Origin of the sequence: Pseudooceanicola sp. (assembly GCF_041987405.1) — a bacterium.
Taxonomy (GTDB): domain Bacteria; phylum Pseudomonadota; class Alphaproteobacteria; order Rhodobacterales; family Rhodobacteraceae; genus Pseudooceanicola.
This window is the reverse complement of the sequence record NZ_JBHIWR010000002.1, coordinates 131,961-152,013: the sequence shown is the minus strand read 5'-3', so window position 1 is coordinate 152,013 and position 20,053 is coordinate 131,961. Positions and strand designations below refer to the sequence as shown.

Genomic DNA, 20,053 nt, shown 5'->3' with positions numbered 1-20,053 from the left:
GGGCAAGGCGTGCAAATCACAGCCGTATGTGCAGGAATTGACAGGCGGGCAGAGAGATTGCGCGCGCGCCGGGCATCGCTTACATGAAGCGCATGAAAAGACCCATCCTGATCCATCCCGATCCGCGCCTGAAAAAGGTGGTCGATCCCGTCACGGACGTCACAGACGAGCTGCGCAAGGTCGCGGATGACATGCTGGAAACCATGTATGACGCCCCCGGGATCGGGCTGGCCGGGCCGCAGATCGGGTTGATGTCGCGTCTGATTGTTCTGGATTGCGTCAAGGATGAGAATGAATCCCCCCGTCCTCTGGTGATGTTCAATCCGAAGGTTATCGCCGCCTCGGATGAAAAATCCGTCTACGAGGAAGGCTGCCTGTCGATCCCCGAGCAATATGCGGAGGTCGAGCGCCCGGCAGAGGTCACCGTTGAATGGATGGACCGGGACGGCAATCCGCAGTCGGAAACCTTCGACAAGCTCTGGGCGACCTGCGTGCAGCACGAGATCGACCACCTGGATGGCAAGCTCTTCATCGATTACCTGTCGCCAATGAAGCGGCAGATGATGACGCGGAAATCCCAGAAGCTGAAGCGCGAGCGGGCAAGGGCGTGACCGTTCTGCCGATCCTGCGCTGGCCCGATCCCCGCCTGTCGGCGGTTTGCGATCCTGTGACGGAGGGGGAGGACCTTTCTGCCCTGATCGCAGATATGTTCGACACGATGTATGCTGCGCCGGGTCGCGGGCTGGCCGGGCCTCAGGTCGGGGTCATGAAGCGTCTCTTCATCATGGATGTGACGTGGAAAGAAGGGGGGCGCAGCCCGGTGGCCTGCATTAACCCCGAAATCCTGTCGCGGTCGGAGGCTCTGGCGGAGAACGAGGAGGCCTGCCTGTCCATCCCCGGGGTTGCCGCACGGGTCGCGCGCCCCTCGGTCATCCGGATGCGCTGGTTCGATGCGGCTTGGCAGAGACAGGAGGCAGAGCTGACCGGCTTTCATGCGGTCTGCGCGCAGCATGAATCCGACCATCTAGACGGTCGGGTGATCTTTGACCGGGTCGATCCGCCCACGCGCGGGGCGCTGGTTGACGCCTACGAGGCGCAGACATGACCGCCCGCGCCATCCTCAGGTGGCCGGACAAGCGGCTGCGGACCCCGGCTTCGGATGTCGCGGCGGTGACGGATGAGGTGCGGGCGATCTGGGGCGACATGATCGACACGATGGAGGCGATGCCTGGTGTCGGTCTGGCTGCGGTGCAGATCGGCGTGATGAAGCGGCTGGCGGTGGTCGATGCCTCCTCCGAGCGGGGGCAGGCGGTGCGGATGGCCAATCCGGAGGTGCTGCATGCCAGCGTGCAGCCGCGTGAGCATGAGGAGGCCTCGCCCTGCCTGCCCGGGGTGTCGGCGAAGATCGCGCGGCCGCGGGCGGTGACCGTGCGGTTCCTGAACGAGGCCGGAGAGATCGAGGAGCGGGATTTCGTCGGGCTCTGGTCGACCTCTGTGCAGCATCAGATCGACCATCTGGCGGGGAAGATGTATTTCGACCGGCTGAGCAAGATGAAACGGGACATGCTGCTGCGCAAGGCGAAGAAGCTCGGCTGAGGCGTTGCTGCGGGGGCGCTGCCCCCGGACCCCCGGAGTATTTCGGGCAAGATGAAGCAGGAGAGTGGTCGGATGCGCGTGATTTTCATGGGAACGCCGGAGTTTTCCGTGCCGGTGCTGGATGCGCTGGTCGAGGCCGGGCACGAGATTGCCTGTGTCTATTGCCAGCCGCCGCGCCCCGCTGGACGTGGCAAGAAGGACCGGCCGACACCGGTACATGCGCGGGCCACTGAGCTGGGGCTGGAGGTGCGCCATCCCGCCTCGCTGAAAGGGGCGGAGGCGCAGGCGGAATTTGCGGCGCTGAAGGCGGATGTGGCGGTGGTGGTGGCCTATGGGCTGATCCTGCCGCAGGCCATTCTGGATGCGCCCGTGCGGGGGTGCCTGAACATCCATGCCTCGCTCCTGCCGCGTTGGCGCGGGGCGGCGCCGATCCACCGGGCGATCATGGCGGGCGATGCGGAAACCGGCGTTTGCATCATGCAGATGGAGGCGGGGCTGGACACCGGCCCGGTCCTGCTGCGCGAGGCGCTGGCGATCGCGGCGGAGGAGACCACGGCGGAGCTGCATGACCGGCTGTCCGTGCTTGGCGCGCGGCTGATCGTCGAGGCGCTGGCGCGGCTGGACGAGTTGGAACCGGAGGTGCAGCCGGACGCGGGGGTGAGCTATGCCAGCAAGATCGACAAGTCCGAAGCACGGGTCGACTGGACCCGCCCGGCGGCGGAGGTCGACCGGCTGATCCGGGGTCTGTCGCCCTTTCCCGGGGCTTGGTGCGAGGTCGGGGGGCAGCGGGTGAAGCTGCTGGCCTCGCGATTGGTCGCGGGGCAGGGCGCGCCGGGGGAGGTTCTGGACGATGCGTTGCGTGTCGCCTGCGGCACCGGAGCGGTACAGCTGCTGCGGTTGCAGCGGGCCGGCAAGGGTGCGCAGGAGGCGGCGGAGTTCCTGCGGGGCAATCCGATCCCGAGGGGCGCACGTTTGTAACAAGCCTGCGGTGTCGCCACCTATTGCTGCGGCACAGGCTGCGTCGCACTTGAAAGGCCGGGGGTCGCCCCCCATTGTGAAAGGGTAACGGAGGGTTCTTCATGGGTGTGATCTGGCTATTGATCGTGGGGGCGGCGGCAGGGTTTCTGGCGACGCGGATGATGCGGATCGAGGCCTCGATCCCCGTGACCGTCGCCATCGGCATGGGCGGCGCGCTGATCGGCGGGTTGATCCTGCGGGCGCTGCTGTCGGTCATGGGGCTTTTCGCCGGGCTGATCGGGGCGGTTCTGGGTGCGCTTCTGTTGATCTGGCTATGGCAGACCTACGGGCCCAAATAAGCGATCCTTCGATGGATGTTGCCGCGCGGCGCGATGCTGAACTGCGCGGCTTCGTGGCCCGGGTCTTTGGCCTGCGCGGCACGTTGCGCCTGCATCGGGCGGCATTTGGGCTGGATCTGCTGCGCGCGCCGCTGAACCTTTGTCTTGCGCCGGTGTTTCTGCTGTCCCGTCTGTTGGCCGTGCTGACCCGCTGGCTGCGGATGCCGCGAGTTTCAGCCTGGCTGAAGACGCGACGGGTGTTTTTCGACACCGCCGTCTCCGCGCGTGTGGCGGCGGAGGTGCGCGGGTTGCTGTACCGGATGGAGGGGCAGGGCCTTGTCACTGCCCCGCCGGAATTGCGGGAGGCCGCGGTCAAGGACTATGTCGCGACGCGCAGCGCGGTGGCGGAGATGGTCACGACGCTGTTTGTCCTGCTGGCCGGGCTGGTGCTGTTCCGGGCGGCGACGCCGGGGATGATTTCCCTGGCCGGGCCGCTGGCCGAAATGCGGGCGCAGGCAGAACTGATTGCGGGCTTTCCGCTCGGCTCCGGTCTGGGGCGGGCCTATTACGCGGTGTTTCCGGTTTCCCTGCCGGTCTGGCAGGTGGCTTTGACAGGGGTGGTCCTGGCCTCCCTCGGGGCGCTGGTGACCAGCTTTGCCGGGGTGTTGGCCGATCCGGTGCAGGTGGCGACGGGGACGCATCGGCGGCGTTTGACACGGTTGTTGACACGGCTGGACCGGGCCGAGGCCGAGGGGGTCGCGCGCGAGCATGTCCTGGCGCGGGCCGGGGATCTTTCCGACGTGGCTCTCAGCCTTTGGCGGGGTCTGACCGGGTAGAACGAGCGTGGTCGGCCTGCGACCTGTCGCCCGGGGTGGGCTATTTGAACGGCGCCATGCCCTCGCGCGCCAGTTCATCCGCGCGTTCGTTTTCCGGGTGGCCTGCATGGCCCTTGACCCATTGCCAGGTGACCTGATGGCGCTGCTGCGCCTCGTCCAGTCGCTGCCAGAGATCGACGTTCTTCACCGGCTTCTTGTTGGAGGTCCGCCAGCCGTTGCGCTTCCATCCGTGGATCCAGCCGGTGACGCCGTTCTTGACGTAGGCGCTGTCGGTCACGATCGTGATGGCCGTCGCTTTGCCCAGTGTTTCCAGGGCGTTGATGGCGGCGAGCAGTTCCATCCGGTTGTTGGTGGTCTCCGCCTCGCCGCCTTTCAGGTCACGCTCCTTCAGGACGGTCTCGCCATCCTTTGCCTGCAACAGAACGCCCCAGCCCCCGGGGCCGGGATTGCCGGAGCAGGCTCCGTCGGTGAATGCGAAATAGTCAGCCATGGGGCGGAGTGACCATGCGCGGCCCGTGGGGTCAAGCCCGTTTGGCGCGGGTCGGGCCTGTCCCTTTACTGGTGCGCCTCGGGGCTGTCCGGGTGATCACATTTCTTTGCGGCCGCAGAAAAAATGCTGCGAAGCAGCGAGACTCAGGTAAGCTAGGCGCATGAGTCGGAAACAACGCCTTACCGCCGATGACTGGCTTCAGGCCGGTCTGCAGGCCCTCGCTGCCTCGGGTCCCGAGGCGCTGAAGGCCGAACCACTGGCACGGGCGCTGGATACGACCAAGGGCTCCTTCTACTGGCATTTCGAGGATGTGCCGCGTTACCGCGAGGCGCTGCTGTCCTTCTGGCGCGATCTGACGACGAAACTGCCCGCCGCGCCCAGGGAGAAATCCGAAGCGGTGGCGCAGCTGCACGCCATGATGCGCGACGGCTTCGGCGGCGATCCTGCGACCGAGGCGGCGATGCGCAGCTGGGCTGCCAGCGATGCCGCCGCCCGGGCCACGCTGGCAGAGCTGGACGAGGCGCGTCTGGCGCATCTTTCGGCCGTCTTGACCAAGCTCGGCGTGACCAACCCGGACATCGCCCGCACTCTCTATGCCGCCAAGGTCGGGATGGGGCTGCTGTCGGACGATGTAGCGGATGAAACGGCCCTCACCACCTTGGTCGATTTGGTGTTGGCGCTGCGCTGAGCCGCTACAATTGCTTTGCAAACAGGTCGAGGAAGCGTTGCCGGGCCTCAGGCAGCGGTCTGCTGCCCAGCTCCGGCGCGAGGTGGGAATGAAGGAAATGCCCGGTGACGCGAAAGCCTTCGGCAATCTCCGCGTCCGGCGCTTCGCCCTGGCCGATCAGGCAAGGCGGCAGTGGCAGCAGGCGGTCGGCAAACTCGCCCGCCCCCTCCGCCGTGACGGCCCGGCCGGTGCGGGGGGAGATATAGCGCAGACCCTCCGTCGCGCCGGTCACCGCGCAGCCGCTCAGGTCGAGGCCGAAGCCAAGATCCTCCAGCAGGGCCATTTCCCAGTGCAGATAGGCCAGCGGCCATAGATCGGTCTGCTCCAGCAGGTCCAGCAGCGCCTCGGTCCGGGCGTAGAGGCGGGCGTGGGGTTCGCGTTCGGGCAGGGTAAAGCACAACAGCGCGGTGACTGCGTTCAGCCCGGTGAGGGCCATTCGGTTGCTCATAATCGTCGCCGAGCGCGAGCGGAGCGGTTCGAGGGCAAAATTCCCCAGGTGTTCCTGAAGCCGCGCCTTCCAGGCGATGTCCATCTGGGCACCGGGCTGCAGGATCGGCGCCATCCGGCGCGAGGCCCCGCCGCGGACCACCCCCGCGTGTCGGCCATGGGTCGGGGTGAAGACCTCGGCGATGATCGCCGATTCCCCATGCCGTTTCACCGACAGCAATATGCCTTCGTCACGCCATTCCATGCCCCCGTTATCCGCGCCCTTGCGCGGTTCGGCAAGTTGGCGCAATCCTGACGCCATGACCCTGACGCCCCTGTCTCGCGCCCTGGCTGCCCTGATCGCCGTTCTGGCCTTTGCCGCGCTATATCTGCAGGTTCTGTCAAGCCAGCAGAGCAACCCGGACGAGGCGGTTCTGGCCACGCTCTGGCGGCTTGGCCGGTTCTTCACCATCCTGACCAATCTGCTGGTGGCGCTGACCTATGCGACAATCGCGCTCCGGGGGCGGGTGTCGCTGCCGGTCTGGACCGGGGGCGTGACACTCTGGATCGCGATCACTGGGGTGGTCTATCATCTGCTGCTGGCCTCGCCTGACGGGGCCATGGCGGGGCTGGCGTGGTGGGCGAACGTCGGTCTGCATACCGCCGTTCCGCTGGCCGTAGTGATCTGGTGGCTGGCCTTTGCGCCGCGGACCGGGCTGGGGACGCGGGCGGCGCTTCTGTGGATGCTCTGGCCGCTGATCTACGTGCTTTATGCGCTGGGCCGTGGGCAGTTTGACGGGACCTATCCCTATTTCTTCACCAACCCGGACAGGCTGGGCTGGATCGGCGTGGCGCAATGGACGGTGATCCTGGCGGTCTCTTTCTTCGTGGCGGGGCTGGTTCTGATCGCGGTGGCGCGGCTGCTGCGGCGCTAGTCCGACAACCCCGGCTCATCCAGCAGGTGACGGCCCTGCCGGTCCTCCACCTCCACCACCCAGAGATCGGGGTCATAGCCACGCTGGCGGGTGATGGCCGCGTCGACCTCCGCCTCCGCCCCTTCGGCCAGGGTCATCCACTGGCGTTCGCCGGTCATGATGTCGAAACTGCGCTGAAAGGCCCGGGCCCGCCCGTCGAGGGTCGAGAGCTTGACCAGAACCGCGCCGCCGGTGTCATCGCCATGGGCGACGATGAAGGCGGGAATATCCTGCAGTCGCAGCCGGGTGAGATAGGCGTCGATCCAGATCCGGGCGGTCAGGCGCAAGTGTCAGTTTCCGTCCTTGAAATCCAGGCCCATCTCGGAATACCGCTCCTTCTCCTCCAGCCAGTTCTGGCGGACCTTCACCTGGATGAAGAGGTGGACGCGGCGGCCCAGGAACTCCTCCAGCTCCTCGCGCGCGGCTTTTCCCACGGCCTTGATCGTCTCGCCCTTGTTGCCCAGCACGATGCCCTTGTGGCCGTCGCGGGCGACATAGACGATCTGGTCGATCCGGGCGGAGCCGTCCTTGCGCTCTTCCCAGGCCTCGGTTTCCACAGTCAGCTGATAGGGCAGCTCCTGATGCAGGCGCAGGGTGAGCTTCTCGCGCGTCATCTCCGCCGCGATCATGCGCAGGGGCAGGTCGGCGATCTGGTCCTCGGGGTAGAGCCAGGGGCTTTCCGGCATCTCGCCCGCCAGCCATTTCTTCATGTCCTGCACGCCGTGGCCCTTCTCGGCCGAGATCATGAAGGTCTTTTCAAAATCATAGGCCGCGTTCAGCTGCTCCGTCAGGTCCAGCAGCTGCGGCGCCTCGACCCGGTCGATCTTGTTGATGGCCAGGGCGATGCGGCGGCCCTTGGGCATCTCTGCCAGGCCCTCCAGGATACGCTTCACCCCGTCGGTGATGCCGCGATGCGCCTCCACCAGCAGGACTGTGATATCCGCATCCGCCGCCCCGCCCCAGGCCGCCGCCACCATGGCGCGGTCCAGCCGTCGGCGCGGCTGAAAGAGGCCCGGGGTGTCGACAAAGACGATCTGCGTCTCGCCCTCCAGCGCCACGCCCCGGATGCGCGCGCGCGTCGTCTGCACCTTGTGCGTGACGATGGAGACCTTGGCCCCGACCATGCGGTTGGTCAGGGTGGATTTGCCCGCATTGGGCTCTCCGATCAGGGCAACGAATCCGGCGCGGGTGGTCATGGGGGGAATCCTGGCATGGTTTCGTGCGACATAGAGCATTTGTTTCACTCCGGCCAGTCGCGAAAGGGCGAGGGTGAGGTTGAAACCCTCTGTTTCCAATGCATTTCGTTGACTCTCATTGCGGCGCTCCGAAAATGAAACTGGGAGAATCGCCGTGGAAATTATTATTATTCTTGTTTGTGTGTGCGTCGCCGCCATTGCTGTTCCACAGCGCCGAAAGAGAAAGCGTGATTTTAAGTCATTCGATCTGCCGAAGGAAATATCTCGCCCGGCCGGGCCGCGGCCAGCACCTCCAACCCTCCCGATCAGGCCTGCCGCGCCTAGCCCGTCCAACAGAATGGAGCAGGCACGGGAAGTATCTGCTTTCTCGGGGAAATGCATGGTGATCGACGGTGATACGATCATCGTCAAGAAGCAGAGAATTCGCCTCTTCGGGATCGATGCGCCGGAATTGGAACACCCTTGGGGCCAGAAATCCAAGTGGACGTTGATAGGATTGTGTAAAGGCAAATTGATCCGCATCGAGCCCCAGGGTCGATTGTCGTATGATCGCATTGTGGCGAAATGCCTGCTGCCGGATGGCACAGATCTTTCAGCCGAGATGGTGCGGAGAGGTATGGCAATTGATTGGCAAAAGTTCTCCGGCGGTCTTTATCGGCAGTATGAACCGGCGGGTGTTCGGAAGCGGCTGTGGCGCGCGGATGCCCGGCAAAAGGGGCGGCAGGATCTCTGGTCTACACCCTACGAGACGTCCAAAGCAGCCGGGCCGAGCCGCCGACAGTAACAGGCGCGCAGCTCCACCCACTTCATCTTTCCCGCAAATACTCCGGGGGAGCCCGCAGGGCGGGGGCAGCGCCCCTAGGCCGTCTGCAAGACCAGCGGGCAGTGGTCGGAGATTTCGGGGTTGCTCACGACCGCGAATGGGGCGTCCTTCAGGGGGCCGTTCACCAGCATGTAGTCCGCCCATTTCTCCGGTTTCGGATAGTGGGAGGTCCGGGTGCCGTCAAAGCCGCGCATGGTGACCAGGTTGTAGGGTGCGACGCGGGTCATGACGCGGAAGGTTTCGGAGCCGGGCAGGACGTTGAAATCGCCGCAGGCGATCACCGGGTCGCCGGGTTGCAGCACGTTCTGAATCATCGTCGCGAATTTACGCGCCTGTTCGCCGCGGACGGGCGTGTCCATCTTGCCGTTCGGGTCGCGCAGCCCATGCATATGGCCGACGGTGACGCCGCCTTCTTCGGGGTGGAAGACGCGGACGACATGGGCGGTGCGGGACCGGGGATGTGGGCCGAACCCGGTCGGGGAGAAGTCGCCGTGGACAAAACCCTGGTGCTGGCCGACGACGGTCAGCTCCGGCCCCAGAAAGGTCGCCAGGCCCCAGAGCGCGGGCACCGGCCGCTCGCCCAACCAGAGGGTGCCGCAGGCGGCGGGGCAGAAGGTCACCCCATGGTTCGGCAGCACGCGCAGGATGTCGCGCAGCATGTCGGCGCGTTGCGGCAGGTTCTGGCCGTCGTCGCGATAATCCAGCCAGGCGGAGGGGCTGCCGGGGGCATAGACCACTTCCTGCAGGCACAGGACATCGGGCTGTTGCTGGGCCAGCCAGTCGCTCAGCTCCTCGAAGAGGCGGCCGCCCCAGGCATTCAGGCTGATAATCTTCATCAGGCGTCCAGCCTCCGGAGGAGGGCCTGCGCGGCGGCCTGTTCGGCGGCGCGTTTCGATCCGGCCTTGGCGGTGGCGGTCTCGCCGGATTTCAACCGGGCCTCGATGCGGAACTCGGGCGCGTGATCGGGTCCTTCGCGGCCAAGCTCCGTATAGGCGGGGGGCGGAAAGCCGCGGGCCTGGGCCCATTCCTGCAAAGCGGTCTTGGCGTCGCGGGCGTCTTCCTCGACCGCGTCGATCCGGTCGCCCCAGAGGCGCAGGATCAGCTCTTTCGCCGCGTCGAACCCGGCATCGCGGTAGACGGCGGCGATCACCGCCTCCATCGCATCGCCCAGAAGCGCCATCTTGCGCCGTCCGCCCGACAGCTGTTCGGACCGGCCCAGTTTCAGCACCGCGCCCAGCTCGACTTGGCGGGCAACATCGGCGCAGGTTTCCTTGCGCACCAGCGCGTTGAAGCGGGGGGCGAGCTGTCCTTCGCTGGCGTCGCGATCCTTGGCAAAGAGCGCCTCGGCCATGACCAGCCCGAGCACCCGGTCGCCGAGGAATTCCAGCCGCTGGTTGTCGCCCCGGGTGGGCGAGGAGACGGAGGAATGGGTGACCGCCCGGACAAGCAGTTCGGGCCGGGCAAAAACATGCCCGATCCGTTGCTGAAAATCCTGAAGCTCGGCGGAGAGTTTCACCGCATCCTCCCGATGACGTCGGGCCATCCTATCACCCTGCCGGACCCTGCCAACAGTGTGCCGTGACCGGAGGGCTACTCGATTCCCTTGAAGAAACGATCGCTGCGCCAGGTCCAGAAGAACAGCATCGAACGCCCGGCGGAAGAGAACATGATCCGGTCCGCGCGGCCGATCAGGTTTTCGTAGGGCACCATGCCGACACCGAAGGAGGTCTGCGCGACGCGGCTGTCGGTGGAATTGTCGCGGTTGTCACCCATGAAGAAATACTGCCCCTCGGGCACGGTGAAGGCCTTGGTGTCGTCCAGGTCCAGCCCGTCGCGGATGTTCAGCGTGGAATGGCTGACGCCGTTCGGCAGCGTTTCGATGTGACGTTCCTTGACGCACTGGCCGCCCTCGCCGACCGGATCGTTGGAACAGCGCGGATAGCGGCGTTCGGGCCCCTGCTGTTCCTTGGTCTCGGTAAAGGTGCCGCCGTCCTCGACCTTCACCGGTTCGTCGTTGATGTGGATGACGCCGGCCTTCACCTGCACCCTGTCGCCCGGCATGCCGATCAGCCGCTTGATGTAGTCCTGATGGGTGACGGGGTGGCGGAAGACGACCACGTCGCCACGTTCCGGATCACCGCCCAGGATGCGACTGTTGGCGCCGTCGAGGAAGCCGCAGATATCTTCGGCGTCGATGTCTATGCCAAACCGCTGGATCTTGATGTTGGGGCAGGAGGCGTAGGAATAGCCGTAGGCCATCTTGTTGACGAAGAGGAAGTCGCCGATCAGCAGCGTGTCCTTCATCGAAGAGGACGGGATCCAGAAGGGCTGGAAGAAGATCGTGCGGAAGATCCCGGCGATGATCAGCGCCCAGAAGATCGTCTTGATGGTTTCCCAGATGGCCCCCAAGAAGCCCTGGTTTTCGTCAGCCATTGCGCATGTCCTTCTGCTCGACGCTTGCAGGCTACATGCGGCTCTGCCAGCGGGGTGTCAAGCTTGGGCCGGGGGCGGGGCGCTGTCACGGTTGTGTGTCGAGAGCTACTTCGCCGGCCGGGGTGCGGGTCGCGATGCGGGAGCGGACGGTGGGGGATCAGCTGGCGGGGCTGTCGACCGGCCGCGCCTCGATCACCACGAAGGCCTGCGCCCAGGGGTGATCGTCGGTCAGGGTCACGTGGATGATGGCCTCATGGCCCGGCGGGGTCATTTCCGCCAGACGCTCCGCGGCCCATCCGGTGACGGCCATCACGGGCTGGCCCGTGCGCAGGTTGCTGACCGCCATGTCCTTCCAGGAAATACCCATGCGCAGCCCGGTGCCGAGTGCCTTGGAGCAGGCCTCCTTGGCGGCCCATCTCTTGGCGTAGGTGCCGGCGACGTCCTTGCGGCGTTCGGCCTTGCGCTGTTCGACCTCGGTAAAAACGCGGTTGCGGAACCGGTCCCCGAACCGGTCTAGCGTTCCCTGAATCCGGTCGATATTGGCCAGATCGGTGCCGATGCCGAGGATCATGTGTTGCGTCCCTTGCTGCGCGTCCCGGTCTGTCTAGCGGGTCCGGGCGGGACTGTCAGGTGGTGTCAGACCACCGCGCGCCGGGTCAGCGGTGCGGCCACCCTGCGGGCATTGCGCGCTGCCGGGGTGGGCGGGGGTGTCAGGGGCAGGTCTGCAAGTTCCCGCATGGACATCCGCGCAATGTCGGGATGGTCGAAGGGATCGCCGGGGGCAGGGGCCGGGACCGGCGTGATGAGGGTTTTGAACCAGTTTCTCATGGTTTTCTCCTTGTTATAGATAATCTGCTATATCGGGCCTCAGACGACCCTTTTAAACTGCACAAGACCTGAATGAGTGTTTATAAAATCTGAATGGATAGCCTGAACAAAGCGCCCCTGAACGGATTGCGTGCGGCCGAGGCGGTGCATCGACTCGGCTCCCTCTCGGCGGCGGGGCGGGAGCTGGATGTCTCGCCCGGCGCGGTCAGCCAACAAATCGCCAGGCTGGAGGAGGCGCTGGACCTGCGTCTGTTCGACCGCCGCCCGGGCGGCATGGTCGCGGCGGAGGGCACGGAGGAGGTGTTTCGTCTGCTGGGTCAGGGGTTCGAGCGGCTGAAGGCCGCGGTGGATGAGACCCGGACCGACCGGCAGAGCGCGCTGACCGTTTCCTGCGCGCCGATCTTTGCGGCGCGCTGGCTGATCTGGCGGCTGCGCGACTTCACCCGCGCCCATCCCGATATCCGCATCCGCATCGACAGCGACACGGAGCTAATCGACCCGAACGACGGCACGGCGGATTTTGCCATCCGCATCGGGCGCGGCCCCTACCCGGGCACGACGGCGGAGCAGTTGTTTCCGCAGCGCATTGTTCCGGTCTGCAGTGCGGAGGTGGCGGAACGGCTGACGAGCCCCGCCGATCTGATGCATGTGCCGATCATTCGTGATGTGAAGGCGATGTACGACTGGGATGATTGGCTGGGAACGGGTGCTTTGAACCCGCACCAACTGCCCGGCGGGCCGGAGTTCGGGGAGGGATCGCTCTGTCTGGATTCGGCGATGACCGGGGCGGGGGTCTTCCTGGGGTTCGAAACGCTTTGCGTCGATGCGCTGCGCCGGGGGCAGGTGGTCGCGCCGTTCCCCGTCTGGCGCGAAACCGGGGCGTCATATTGGCTGGTGTCCGCGCAGGACCGGTCATTGAGCCAACCGCAAAGGCGGTTCCGCGCCTGGTTGAAAGAGGCCATCGCGGCAGAGGGGCTGGGTGTGGCGGAGGTGCCGGGGGGCGTCTGACCGGTGATCCCCTTTCGCACGGAATCACGGCGAAGCCGCCGTGCGAGCGCCGACCCGCCCCCTCGGGGCGGCGCTTGGGTGACGTTTGTGCTGACCGGCGAAAGCGCCCCAGGGCGTCACCATAAATCGCAATTGCCAAGCCGCGCAGCGCCACCCCGCGGGTCGGCGCCCGCACGGCTGAGCGTCAGTTCGTCTTGGCTGTCGGGTGCGGTGGCCGCCTGTCAGGCGCGCGCCGCGTCCATCAGGCGGCGCATTTCGCGGATGGCCGGGTCGAGGCCGAGGAAGATCGCCTCGCCGATCAGGAAATGACCGATGTTCAGCTCCATCACCTCGGGCAGGGCCGCGACGGGCTGCACCGTGTCGTAGGTCAGGCCGTGACCCGCGTGCACCTCCAGCCCCAGGGAATGGGCGAAGGTGGCCATCTCCGTCAGGCGGGCGAGCTCCTCGTCCCGTTTGGCAAATTCCCCCTCGGCATGGAAATCGCAATAGGCGCCGGTGTGCAGTTCAATCACCTCGGCGCCGATGCGATGCGCGGCCTCGATCTGGCGGCGGTCGGCGGCGATGAAGATCGACACGCGGCACCCGGCTTCGCGCAGGGGCGCGATGAAATGGGCCAGCTTATTTTCCTCCCGCGCGACCTCCAGCCCGCCTTCGGTCGTCCGTTCCTCGCGCTTTTCCGGTACGATGCAGACGGCGTGCGGCTTGTGACGCAGAGCAATGGCCTGCATTTCGTCCGTCGCGGCCATTTCGAAGTTGAGCGGCAGGGACAGCCCCTCCATCAGCGCCTCGATGTCGGTGTCGGAGATATGGCGGCGATCCTCGCGCAGGTGTGCGGTGATGCCGTCGGCCCCGGCCTCCTCGGCGATCTTGGCGGCGCGCAGTGGGTCGGGATAGGCCGATCCGCGGGCGTTTCGCACGGTGGCCACATGGTCGATGTTCACGCCAAGTCGGAGTTTGCCGGTCATGTGTTCGTCCCCTGTTCCGCGTCGGATTTCTTTTCTTTTTTCTGCCGCTTGGCCGCGTCGGCCTTGGCCCTGATGGCGGCCAGCTTCTTTTTCAGCGCGCCGCGTCGTCTGTGCTGGTAGGCGCGGATCAGCGGCACGGACAGATAATAGGCCACCAGACCGGCGACGATACCAGGGATGATGCCGCCGATCATGTAGGGATAGAAGATGTCGTGGTAGAAAATTTTCAGCGCGGTCCAATCGGCATCGACATCGGTGAAGAGCGCGATGAGGTTTTCCTTCAGGTCCGCGGCGGCAGAGAGGAATTTCTGTGCGAAATTGTCCTCGTCCCCGGCGGCATTGGGGTGACGTCCCAGGATGAAGAGGCCGGTCTGGACCGAGACCAGGGCGATCGGCACGAAGGTGAGCGGGTTGCCGACAAAGGTGGCCAGAAGCGCTGCCAGGATATTGCCCCGAACGATGAAGGCGATCAGGGCGGCGGTGAGGAAATGCAGCCCGTAGAAGGGGGTGAAGATCGTGACCATGCCCGCAAAGATACCCCGGGCGATTTTCTCCGGGCTGTCGGGCAGGCGCCGCATCCGGTGTTTGACGTAGTGGAACGCGCGGGTCCAGCCGCCGCGCGGCCAGAAGAACTCGAAAGCGATCAGCCAGAGAGGACGTCTATCGCGACGTTTGAAGACCAACGGTCTCTCCCATCTCTGCCGGGGCGGGCGCAGGGGGCCGGGCCGCCGACGGGTTGCGGTAGCGCGACAGCGCCGCCACGTCCGATTCCGCTTCGAGGGCGGAGGTCACGTTGTGCAAATGCTCTGCGTCGCGCAATTCGATGTCGAACAGGATCCTGTAGAAATCTGGTTTCCTGTCGATGAACTCGAGATCGGAGATATTGGCCTTCTGTTCCCCGATCAATGTGCAAATTCGCCCCAGCACCCCTGCGTCATTGCCCAGGGTCAGGGCCAGGGTCACAGGGTTGACCGCCGCGTGCTTGCCGGAATGCCAGTGCAGGTCAAGCCAGCGTTCGGGCTGATCCTCGTAATCGCTGAGGACGGGGCAGTCGATGGCATGGACGACCACGCCGCGCCCCTTCCAGGTGATGCCGACAATCCGCTCGCCCGGCAGGGGCTGGCAGCAGGCGGCGCGTTCGAATTTCTGACCGGGGGCGAGGCCGATCACCGCGCGTTCGCTGCGGATGCCTTCGCCATCGTCGGGCACCAGTGTCGGATAGAGCGTCTGCACGACCTGGCTGGCGCTGAGTTCAGCCGAGCCGAGGCGCGCGAGCAGGGTGTCGCGGCTGTCCAGGCGCAGCTTTTCGGCGGCGGTTTCCAGAGCTTTGTCGGTGGCCTTCTTGCCTATGTGTTCAAAGGCAGACCGCGCGAGTTCCCAACCCAGCTTGATGAAGCGTTCGCGGTCGACCTCGCGCAGGGCGCGGCGGATCGCGGTCTTGGCCTTGCCAGTGGTCGCGATGTCCAGCCAGGTCGCCTGGGGTTCCTGCCCTTCGGCGGTGATGATCTCGATCGACTGGCCGTTCTTGACCCGGGTCCAGAGCGGCACGCGCATCCCGTCGATCTTGGCCCCGACGCAGGCCGAGCCGATCCGGGTGTGGATGGCATAGGCAAAGTCAATGGGCGTGGCGCCCTTGGGCAGTTTGACGACCTCGCCCTTGGGCGTGAAGCAAAAGACTTTGTCCGAATACATCTCCAGCTTGACCGCTTCGAGGAAATCCTCGTGGTCGTCTTCGTTCTGGAACTGTTCGGACAGGGTGGTGATCCAGCGGGCGGGGTCTACGGCAAATGGGTTTTCGGAGGGAACGCCGTCGCGGTAGGACCAGTGGGCGGCAACGCCGGATTCGGCGACCTCGTGCATTGCCTGGGTGCGGATCTGCACCTCCACCCGCTTGCCGTCGCGGCCCGAGACGGTGGTGTGGATCGAGCGGTAGCCGTTGGTCTTTGGCTGGCTGATGTAATCCTTGAACCGCCCGGGGACGGAGCGCCAGCGCCGGTGGATCACGCCCAGGATGCGGTAGCAGTCGTCCTCGGTCCCGGTGGTGATCCGGAAACCGTAGATGTCGGACAGGCGAGAGAAGCTCTGATCCTTCTCCTCCATCTTGCGCCAGATGGAGTAGGGCCGTTTGGCCCGGCCGGAGACGCTGCCAATGATCCCGGCCTTCTCCAGTTCGGACCGCATGTCGGTGGTGATCCGTTCGATCACATCGCCGCTTTCCTGTTGCAGCATGATGAAGCGGCGGATGATGGAATTGCGGGCCTCGGGGTTGAGAACCTTGAAGGAGAGATCCTCCAACTCCTCGCGCATCCACTGCATGCCCATGCGCCCGGCGAGGGGGGCAAAGATATCCATCGTCTCACGCGCCTTCTGCACCTGCTTTTCGGCGCGCATCGACTTGATCGTGCGCATGTTGTGAAGGCGGTCGGCAAGTTTCACCAGCAGGACGCGCAGGTCGCGCGACATGGCCATGAAGAGCTTGCGGAAGTTTTCGGCCTGCTTGGTCTCCGTCGAGGTGAGCTGCAGGTTGGTCAGCTTCGTCACGCCGTTCACCAGTTCGGCGATGTCGGAGCCGAAGCGTTCGGAGACGGTCTGATAGCTGGCCTTGGTGTCCTCGATCGTGTCGTGCAGCAGGGCCGTCACGATGGTGGCGTCGTCCAGATGTTGCTGGGCGAGGATCGAGGCGACTTCGATCGGGTGGGAGAAGTAGGGTTCCCCGGATTTCCGGAACTGCCCTTCGTGCATGTCGCGGCCAAAATCATAGGCGGCGCGAATCAGGGCTTCGTTCGTCCGGGGGTTATAGGCGCGGACCAGCGTGATAAGATCGTCAGCGGGCTTCAGCTCCACGTCGGTCGCGCCTTTCTGAGCCCCTTAGCCCTGATTAACCTTGGCCGCCCTGCGCCTCCATCAGCGCACGGAGGAGCTTTTCTTCGCTCATGTCGTCGTCGGCGGGCTTGTCGGCCGTTTCGGCCCCCATGAGCAGCGCCATGCTGTCTTCTTCGGGTTCGTCGACTTCGATCTGGTTCTGGTTGGCTTCGATCAGACGCTCGCGCAGCTCATCAGCCGACTGGGTTTCTTCGGCGATTTCACGCAGGCTGACGACCGGGTTCTTGTCGTTGTCACGATCAACAGTGATCGGGCCACCTGCAGAGATTTCGCGCGCACGATGCGCGGCGAGCAGGACAAGCTCGAACCGGTTCGGGACTTTATCGACGCAATCTTCAACGGTCACACGGGCCATAGGGCACTCCGGGTTATCGGGGATGAAGGGCTCTCTTACGCCCGAGGGCGCTTATTGACAAGCCGAATCCGCCAGTATTCTTACGCCTTCGAGGTCTTCGGCGGTCAAATCGGCGTGCATTTCGGCAATACTGCGCCTCAGGGCGGGATGAACCCAGTCCGGGGCGATATCCATCAGGGGGACAAGAACAAAGGCGCGGTCCTGCAGGCGGGGGTGGGGCAGGATCAGTTGTTCCGGTGTGTCAGCGCTCTGCCGGTCGGCGGGCAGGTCGTGCCAGTGCCGCCATGTCGTCAGGTCCGGCAGGATCATATCATCGGCGGCAATCAGATCGAGGTCCAGCGTCCTGGGTCCCCATCTCAGCGTCCGTTCACGACCGAACATTCGTTCGATCCGATGCAAGTGCGACAGAACCTCGATCGGGGGGGCGTCGTTTTGCAGGGCGATCGCCGCATTGATGAAATCCGGACCGCTGCCAACCGGAAAGGCTGGCGTCGCGTACCAGCGGGACATTTTGGCGCCCATATCGAGGGTATGTTTGATTTTTGCAACTGCAGATTGTAGCAAATTCATGCCGCTCAATCGCTCTGTCGGCAAATTTCCTCCGATTGCAACGAGATAGCGTCGGGTCATGCTGACACAAACCTATTCTTTTGGGTGGGGGTAAAACCTTGAAAGATACCCAGGATGCATCTATTCTGATGCGGATTGCGCCTAATCAATTTTTCACACTCACGGTTCCGGGCGCAAGACTCGGAAAGGTTTTTGATGTTCTATAAAGACGAGCGGCTGGCGCTGTTCATCGATGGATCGAATCTTTACGCGGCCGCCAAGGCGCTTGGTTTCGATATCGATTACAAGCTTTTGCGCCAGGAATTCATGCGTCGGGGGAAACTGGTACGTGCGTTTTATTATACCGCACTGCTGGAAAACGACGAATACTCACCGATCAGGCCCCTTGTGGACTGGCTCCATTACAACGGCTTCTCCATGGTGACGAAGCCCGCGAAGGAGTACACGGACAGCCAGGGACGCCGTAAGGTCAAAGGCAACATGGATATCGAGCTGACGGTCGATGCCATGGAGCTGGCCCCGCGGGTTGATCACATCGTCCTCTTCTCCGGCGATGGCGATTTCCGTCCGCTGGCGGAAAGCCTTCAACGTCAAGGGGTTCGGGTGTCTGTGGTCTCTACCATCCGCAGCCAGCCGCCGATGATCGCTGACGAGCTGCGCCGCCAGGCCGATAATTTTATCGAGTTGGAGGATCTGCGGGACGTGATCGGTCGGCCGCCGCGCGAAACGCCCGCGGAGCCGAAGATGCGCGAATCGGCTTCGAACGACTGAATTCCAGAAAAAGACACTGCGCGCGGGCCGGGATTTTCCCGGCCCGTTTGCTTTTGTCAGCCTCGCATCAGCGCGACATCGGTGAGGATCCGCGTCACGCCGCGTCCGCTAAGTCTTTTCTCAGGCCCTGCGGTGCAGGTGATCTGGACGCGGGCGCATCGGGGCCTTAGGTCTGCGGGGAAGGAGAGCCCCATGACCCGACCGCCCCTCACCATCCATCTGGCTGCGCCGCGCGGCTTCTGCGCGGGCGTCGACCGTGCGATCAAGATCGTCGAGATGGCGCTGAAGAAATGGGGCGCCCCGGTCTATGTGCGGCACGAGATCGTTCACAACAAGTTCGTCGTGGATGCGTTGCGCGAACAGGGCGCGGTCTTCGTCGAGGAGCTGGAAGACTGCCCTGACGATCGCCCGGTGATCTTTTCCGCCCATGGCGTGCCCAAGGCCGTCCCGGCCGAGGCCGCGCGGCGCGAGATGGTCTATGTGGATGCGACCTGCCCGCTGGTCTCCAAGGTGCATATCGAGGCGGAGCGGCACCATGAGAACGGGTTGCAGATCGTCATGATCGGCCATGCGGGGCACCCGGAAACCATCGGCACCATGGGGCAATTGCCCGAGGGCGAGGTGCTGCTGGTGGAGACGGAGGCGGATGTCGCCGCGCTGGCGGTGCGGGATCCGTCGCAGCTGGCCTTTGTGACCCAGACGACCCTGTCGGTGGATGACACAAAGGGGATCGTCGCGGCGCTGCAGGCGCGGTTCCCGGCGATCATCGGGCCGCACAAGGAAGACATCTGCTATGCCACGACCAACCGGCAGGAAGCCGTGAAGGCCATGGCCGGAAAGATCGACGCGATGCTGGTCGTGGGGGCGCCGAACTCCTCGAACTCCCGTCGGTTGGTGGAGGTCGCGGCGAAGAACGGCTGCGGCTATGCGCAGCTGGTGCAGCGCGCGACCGAAATCGACTGGCGCGCGCTGGAGGGGGTCGGATCCATCGGGATCACCGCAGGGGCCTCGGCCCCTGAGGTTTTGGTCAACGAGGTGATCGACGCCCTGCGGGACCGGTACGATGTGACCGTAGAGCTGGTTGAAACCGCGCAGGAAAACGTCGAATTCAAGGTGCCGCGCGTGCTGCGGGTGCCTGCCTGATCATTCCTTCGGACCAATGGTGAGGTCGAGCGGGGTGAGCCCGTCAATCTCGCCATGCAGCTTGTCGCCCACGGCCACGGGGCCAACGCCCGCCGGGGTGCCGGTGTAGATCAGATCACCCGGGCCGAGGTGGTAGTAGTGCGACAGATAGGCGATCACCGCCGGAATGTCGTGCAGCAGCTGGTCGAGCGTGGCCTCCTGACGCAGCTTTCCGTTCACGGTGAGGGTGATGCGCTGATCCGCGACTGGCCCGAAATCGCTGGCTTTTGTCAGCGGGGCGATGACGGCGGCATCTTCGAAATCTTTGCCGAAATCCCAGGGGCGGCGCTTGTCCTTGCCGTCCTGCTGCCGGTCGCGCCGGGTCATGTCGAGGCCGGTGGCGTAGGCATAGACGGCTTCAGCGGCCTCCTCGCGCGTGGCGCGGAAGGCGGGGCGGCCCAGGGCGACGACCAGTTCCATCTCGTGATGCAGGTCCTCGGTGCCTAAGGCATAGGGCGTGGTCGCGGGCGACAGACAGATGGCGGAGGGCGTCTTGCAGAAGAAGAACGGCGCCTCAAGGTCCGGCTGGTGGCCCATTTCCTTGGCGTGGTCGGCGTAGTTGCGCCCGACGCAGAAGATGCGGCGGACGGGGTAGGTTTCGTCTTCGCCCAGGACGGGGATTTGGGGAAAGGGCGGGATGTCGAAGAGGGGCATGGCGATCTCCTTTACGCGGGTTATGGGCCTGGTGCGTGGCG

The 20,053-nt window shown here is 64.8% G+C and carries 27 protein-coding genes; 12 read left to right on the top strand and 15 right to left on the bottom strand.

What is annotated here, in order from left to right:
• The first annotated feature begins 92 nt into the window (after positions 1-92).
• The 6 genes from def (ACFC2Y_RS05485) to ACFC2Y_RS05460 all read left to right on the top strand — a co-directional run bounded on the left by def (ACFC2Y_RS05485) (position 93) and on the right by ACFC2Y_RS05460 (position 3,727).
• Complete coding sequence (gene def / locus ACFC2Y_RS05485) at positions 93-611, top strand: peptide deformylase (protein ID WP_375174256.1); 519 nt, start codon at positions 93-95, stop codon at positions 609-611.
• Positions 608-1,105 (top strand): peptide deformylase, encoded by a 498-nt coding sequence (def, locus tag ACFC2Y_RS05480; RefSeq protein WP_375174257.1) that lies wholly within the window; start codon positions 608-610, stop codon positions 1,103-1,105. The genes def (ACFC2Y_RS05485) and def (ACFC2Y_RS05480) overlap by 4 nt, the downstream gene beginning before the upstream one ends.
• A complete protein-coding gene (def, locus tag ACFC2Y_RS05475) occupies positions 1,102-1,596 on the top strand; it encodes a peptide deformylase (RefSeq protein WP_375174258.1) in 495 nt (164 codons plus the stop codon). The genes def (ACFC2Y_RS05480) and def (ACFC2Y_RS05475) overlap by 4 nt, the downstream gene beginning before the upstream one ends.
• Before the next feature lie 72 nt (positions 1,597-1,668).
• Positions 1,669-2,574 carry a methionyl-tRNA formyltransferase gene (gene fmt, locus ACFC2Y_RS05470; protein WP_375174259.1) on the top strand — a complete coding sequence of 302 codons (906 nt, stop codon included), beginning with the start codon at positions 1,669-1,671 and terminating at the stop codon, positions 2,572-2,574.
• Positions 2,575-2,675: 101 nt separating this feature from the next.
• The gene (locus ACFC2Y_RS05465) at positions 2,676-2,912 is read left to right on the top strand and encodes a GlsB/YeaQ/YmgE family stress response membrane protein (protein ID WP_375174260.1); all 237 of its coding nucleotides are present in this window, start codon (positions 2,676-2,678) and stop codon (positions 2,910-2,912) included.
• The gene (locus tag ACFC2Y_RS05460) at positions 2,888-3,727 is read left to right on the top strand and encodes a DUF6635 family protein (protein ID WP_375186414.1); all 840 of its coding nucleotides are present in this window, start codon (positions 2,888-2,890) and stop codon (positions 3,725-3,727) included. Before ACFC2Y_RS05465 ends, ACFC2Y_RS05460 begins: the two co-directional genes overlap by 25 nt.
• A gap of 40 nt (positions 3,728-3,767) precedes the next feature.
• Here ACFC2Y_RS05460 and rnhA read toward each other — a convergent pair whose 3' ends face one another.
• Positions 3,768-4,217: a ribonuclease HI gene (gene rnhA, locus ACFC2Y_RS05455; RefSeq protein WP_375174262.1), complete on the bottom strand. Its 450-nt coding sequence runs from the start codon at positions 4,215-4,217 to the stop codon at positions 3,768-3,770.
• 160 nt (positions 4,218-4,377) lie between these two features.
• On the opposite strand from rnhA, the gene ACFC2Y_RS05450 reads away from it, so the two are divergent.
• Positions 4,378-4,905, top strand: a complete 528-nt coding sequence (locus tag ACFC2Y_RS05450; RefSeq protein ID WP_375174263.1) for a TetR/AcrR family transcriptional regulator — start codon at positions 4,378-4,380, stop codon at positions 4,903-4,905.
• A gap of 4 nt (positions 4,906-4,909) precedes the next feature.
• On the opposite strand, the gene recO is transcribed toward ACFC2Y_RS05450, so the two are convergent.
• Positions 4,910-5,635, bottom strand: a complete 726-nt coding sequence (gene recO, locus ACFC2Y_RS05445) for a DNA repair protein RecO (protein ID WP_375174264.1) — start codon at positions 5,633-5,635, stop codon at positions 4,910-4,912.
• A gap of 55 nt (positions 5,636-5,690) precedes the next feature.
• Between recO and ACFC2Y_RS05440 the strand changes: the two genes are divergently transcribed.
• Positions 5,691-6,305, top strand: a complete 615-nt coding sequence (locus tag ACFC2Y_RS05440; protein WP_375174265.1) for a Pr6Pr family membrane protein — start codon at positions 5,691-5,693, stop codon at positions 6,303-6,305.
• Here ACFC2Y_RS05440 and ACFC2Y_RS05435 read toward each other — a convergent pair.
• Positions 6,302-6,631 (bottom strand): DUF1491 family protein, encoded by a 330-nt coding sequence (locus tag ACFC2Y_RS05435; RefSeq protein WP_375174266.1) that lies wholly within the window; start codon positions 6,629-6,631, stop codon positions 6,302-6,304. The two genes, ACFC2Y_RS05440 and ACFC2Y_RS05435, sit on opposite strands and share 4 nt — an antisense overlap.
• A gap of 3 nt (positions 6,632-6,634) precedes the next feature.
• Positions 6,635-7,540: a GTPase Era gene (gene era, locus ACFC2Y_RS05430; RefSeq protein ID WP_375174267.1), complete on the bottom strand. Its 906-nt coding sequence runs from the start codon at positions 7,538-7,540 to the stop codon at positions 6,635-6,637.
• A gap of 154 nt (positions 7,541-7,694) precedes the next feature.
• Here era and ACFC2Y_RS05425 point away from each other — a divergent pair, with 154 nt between their 5' ends.
• Complete coding sequence (locus ACFC2Y_RS05425) at positions 7,695-8,324, top strand: thermonuclease family protein (protein WP_375174268.1); 630 nt, start codon at positions 7,695-7,697, stop codon at positions 8,322-8,324.
• 74 nt (positions 8,325-8,398) lie between these two features.
• Here ACFC2Y_RS05425 and ACFC2Y_RS05420 read toward each other — a convergent pair whose 3' ends face one another.
• The 5 genes from ACFC2Y_RS05420 to ACFC2Y_RS05400 all read right to left on the bottom strand — a co-directional run bounded on the left by ACFC2Y_RS05420 (position 8,399) and on the right by ACFC2Y_RS05400 (position 11,624).
• Entirely contained in the window at positions 8,399-9,199 is an 801-nt protein-coding gene (locus tag ACFC2Y_RS05420; RefSeq protein WP_375174269.1) for an endonuclease/exonuclease/phosphatase family protein, read from the bottom strand.
• Positions 9,199-9,879: a ribonuclease III gene (rnc, locus tag ACFC2Y_RS05415; RefSeq protein WP_375174428.1), complete on the bottom strand. Its 681-nt coding sequence runs from the start codon at positions 9,877-9,879 to the stop codon at positions 9,199-9,201. The genes ACFC2Y_RS05420 and rnc overlap by 1 nt, the downstream gene beginning before the upstream one ends.
• A 74-nt stretch (positions 9,880-9,953) precedes the next feature.
• A complete protein-coding gene (gene lepB, locus ACFC2Y_RS05410) occupies positions 9,954-10,796 on the bottom strand; it encodes a signal peptidase I (RefSeq protein WP_375174270.1) in 843 nt (280 codons plus the stop codon).
• Positions 10,797-10,953: 157 nt separating this feature from the next.
• Positions 10,954-11,367 (bottom strand): holo-ACP synthase, encoded by a 414-nt coding sequence (acpS, locus tag ACFC2Y_RS05405; RefSeq protein WP_375174271.1) that lies wholly within the window; start codon positions 11,365-11,367, stop codon positions 10,954-10,956.
• A gap of 65 nt (positions 11,368-11,432) precedes the next feature.
• Positions 11,433-11,624 (bottom strand): hypothetical protein, encoded by a 192-nt coding sequence (locus tag ACFC2Y_RS05400; RefSeq protein ID WP_375174272.1) that lies wholly within the window; start codon positions 11,622-11,624, stop codon positions 11,433-11,435.
• A gap of 93 nt (positions 11,625-11,717) precedes the next feature.
• Between ACFC2Y_RS05400 and ACFC2Y_RS05395 the strand changes: the two genes are divergently transcribed.
• A complete protein-coding gene (locus ACFC2Y_RS05395) occupies positions 11,718-12,632 on the top strand; it encodes a LysR substrate-binding domain-containing protein (protein WP_375174273.1) in 915 nt (304 codons plus the stop codon).
• Positions 12,633-12,853: 221 nt separating this feature from the next.
• Here ACFC2Y_RS05395 and ACFC2Y_RS05390 read toward each other — a convergent pair whose 3' ends face one another.
• From ACFC2Y_RS05390 to folK, 5 genes are read right to left on the bottom strand one after another with little or no spacing between them, the layout of a single operon-like run.
• Positions 12,854-13,597, bottom strand: coding sequence for a pyridoxine 5'-phosphate synthase (locus ACFC2Y_RS05390; RefSeq protein WP_375174274.1), 744 nt, complete (start codon positions 13,595-13,597; stop codon positions 12,854-12,856).
• On the bottom strand, positions 13,594-14,280 hold the full coding sequence (locus tag ACFC2Y_RS05385) for a DUF2062 domain-containing protein (protein WP_375174275.1): 687 nt from the start codon (positions 14,278-14,280) through the stop codon (positions 13,594-13,596). The genes ACFC2Y_RS05390 and ACFC2Y_RS05385 overlap by 4 nt, the downstream gene beginning before the upstream one ends.
• Positions 14,258-16,435 carry a RelA/SpoT family protein gene (locus tag ACFC2Y_RS05380; protein ID WP_375174429.1) on the bottom strand — a complete coding sequence of 726 codons (2,178 nt, stop codon included), beginning with the start codon at positions 16,433-16,435 and terminating at the stop codon, positions 14,258-14,260. Before ACFC2Y_RS05380 ends, ACFC2Y_RS05385 begins: the two co-directional genes overlap by 23 nt.
• A 40-nt stretch (positions 16,436-16,475) precedes the next feature.
• On the bottom strand, positions 16,476-16,835 hold the full coding sequence (gene rpoZ / locus ACFC2Y_RS05375; protein ID WP_375174276.1) for a DNA-directed RNA polymerase subunit omega: 360 nt from the start codon (positions 16,833-16,835) through the stop codon (positions 16,476-16,478).
• 51 nt (positions 16,836-16,886) lie between these two features.
• Positions 16,887-17,465, bottom strand: coding sequence for a 2-amino-4-hydroxy-6-hydroxymethyldihydropteridine diphosphokinase (gene folK, locus ACFC2Y_RS05370; protein WP_375174277.1), 579 nt, complete (start codon positions 17,463-17,465; stop codon positions 16,887-16,889).
• Between the two features lie 135 nt (positions 17,466-17,600).
• On the opposite strand from folK, the gene ACFC2Y_RS05365 reads away from it, so the two are divergent.
• Together ACFC2Y_RS05365 and ispH are read left to right on the top strand one after the other, a co-directional pair.
• Complete coding sequence (locus ACFC2Y_RS05365; RefSeq protein ID WP_375174278.1) at positions 17,601-18,176, top strand: NYN domain-containing protein; 576 nt, start codon at positions 17,601-17,603, stop codon at positions 18,174-18,176.
• A 192-nt stretch (positions 18,177-18,368) separates the two neighbouring features.
• Positions 18,369-19,319: a 4-hydroxy-3-methylbut-2-enyl diphosphate reductase gene (gene ispH / locus ACFC2Y_RS05360; RefSeq protein ID WP_375174279.1), complete on the top strand. Its 951-nt coding sequence runs from the start codon at positions 18,369-18,371 to the stop codon at positions 19,317-19,319.
• On the opposite strand, the gene ACFC2Y_RS05355 is transcribed toward ispH, so the two are convergent.
• Positions 19,320-20,012 (bottom strand): fumarylacetoacetate hydrolase family protein, encoded by a 693-nt coding sequence (locus tag ACFC2Y_RS05355; protein WP_375174280.1) that lies wholly within the window; start codon positions 20,010-20,012, stop codon positions 19,320-19,322.
• Between the last annotated feature and the right edge of the window lie 41 nt (positions 20,013-20,053).

Coding starts and splice junctions, on each gene's coding strand:
- def (WP_375174256.1), top strand. CDS start 93: ATGAAAAGACCCATCCTGATCCATCCCGATCCGCGCCTGAAAAAGGTG.
- def (WP_375174258.1), top strand. CDS start 1,102: ATGACCGCCCGCGCCATCCTCAGGTGGCCGGACAAGCGGCTGCGGACC.
- fmt (WP_375174259.1), top strand. CDS start 1,669: ATGCGCGTGATTTTCATGGGAACGCCGGAGTTTTCCGTGCCGGTGCTG.
- ACFC2Y_RS05465 (WP_375174260.1), top strand. CDS start 2,676: ATGGGTGTGATCTGGCTATTGATCGTGGGGGCGGCGGCAGGGTTTCTG.
- ACFC2Y_RS05460 (WP_375186414.1), top strand. CDS start 2,888: ATGGCAGACCTACGGGCCCAAATAAGCGATCCTTCGATGGATGTTGCC.
- rnhA (WP_375174262.1), bottom strand. CDS start 4,217: ATGGCTGACTATTTCGCATTCACCGACGGAGCCTGCTCCGGCAATCCC.
- ACFC2Y_RS05450 (WP_375174263.1), top strand. CDS start 4,378: ATGAGTCGGAAACAACGCCTTACCGCCGATGACTGGCTTCAGGCCGGT.
- recO (WP_375174264.1), bottom strand. CDS start 5,635: ATGGAATGGCGTGACGAAGGCATATTGCTGTCGGTGAAACGGCATGGG.
- ACFC2Y_RS05440 (WP_375174265.1), top strand. CDS start 5,691: ATGACCCTGACGCCCCTGTCTCGCGCCCTGGCTGCCCTGATCGCCGTT.
- era (WP_375174267.1), bottom strand. CDS start 7,540: ATGACCACCCGCGCCGGATTCGTTGCCCTGATCGGAGAGCCCAATGCG.
- ACFC2Y_RS05420 (WP_375174269.1), bottom strand. CDS start 9,199: ATGAAGATTATCAGCCTGAATGCCTGGGGCGGCCGCCTCTTCGAGGAG.
- lepB (WP_375174270.1), bottom strand. CDS start 10,796: ATGGCTGACGAAAACCAGGGCTTCTTGGGGGCCATCTGGGAAACCATC.
- acpS (WP_375174271.1), bottom strand. CDS start 11,367: ATGATCCTCGGCATCGGCACCGATCTGGCCAATATCGACCGGATTCAG.
- ACFC2Y_RS05400 (WP_375174272.1), bottom strand. CDS start 11,624: ATGAGAAACTGGTTCAAAACCCTCATCACGCCGGTCCCGGCCCCTGCC.
- ACFC2Y_RS05395 (WP_375174273.1), top strand. CDS start 11,718: ATGGATAGCCTGAACAAAGCGCCCCTGAACGGATTGCGTGCGGCCGAG.
- ACFC2Y_RS05390 (WP_375174274.1), bottom strand. CDS start 13,597: ATGACCGGCAAACTCCGACTTGGCGTGAACATCGACCATGTGGCCACC.
- rpoZ (WP_375174276.1), bottom strand. CDS start 16,835: ATGGCCCGTGTGACCGTTGAAGATTGCGTCGATAAAGTCCCGAACCGG.
- folK (WP_375174277.1), bottom strand. CDS start 17,465: ATGACCCGACGCTATCTCGTTGCAATCGGAGGAAATTTGCCGACAGAG.
- ACFC2Y_RS05365 (WP_375174278.1), top strand. CDS start 17,601: ATGTTCTATAAAGACGAGCGGCTGGCGCTGTTCATCGATGGATCGAAT.
- ispH (WP_375174279.1), top strand. CDS start 18,369: ATGACCCGACCGCCCCTCACCATCCATCTGGCTGCGCCGCGCGGCTTC.
- ACFC2Y_RS05355 (WP_375174280.1), bottom strand. CDS start 20,012: ATGCCCCTCTTCGACATCCCGCCCTTTCCCCAAATCCCCGTCCTGGGC.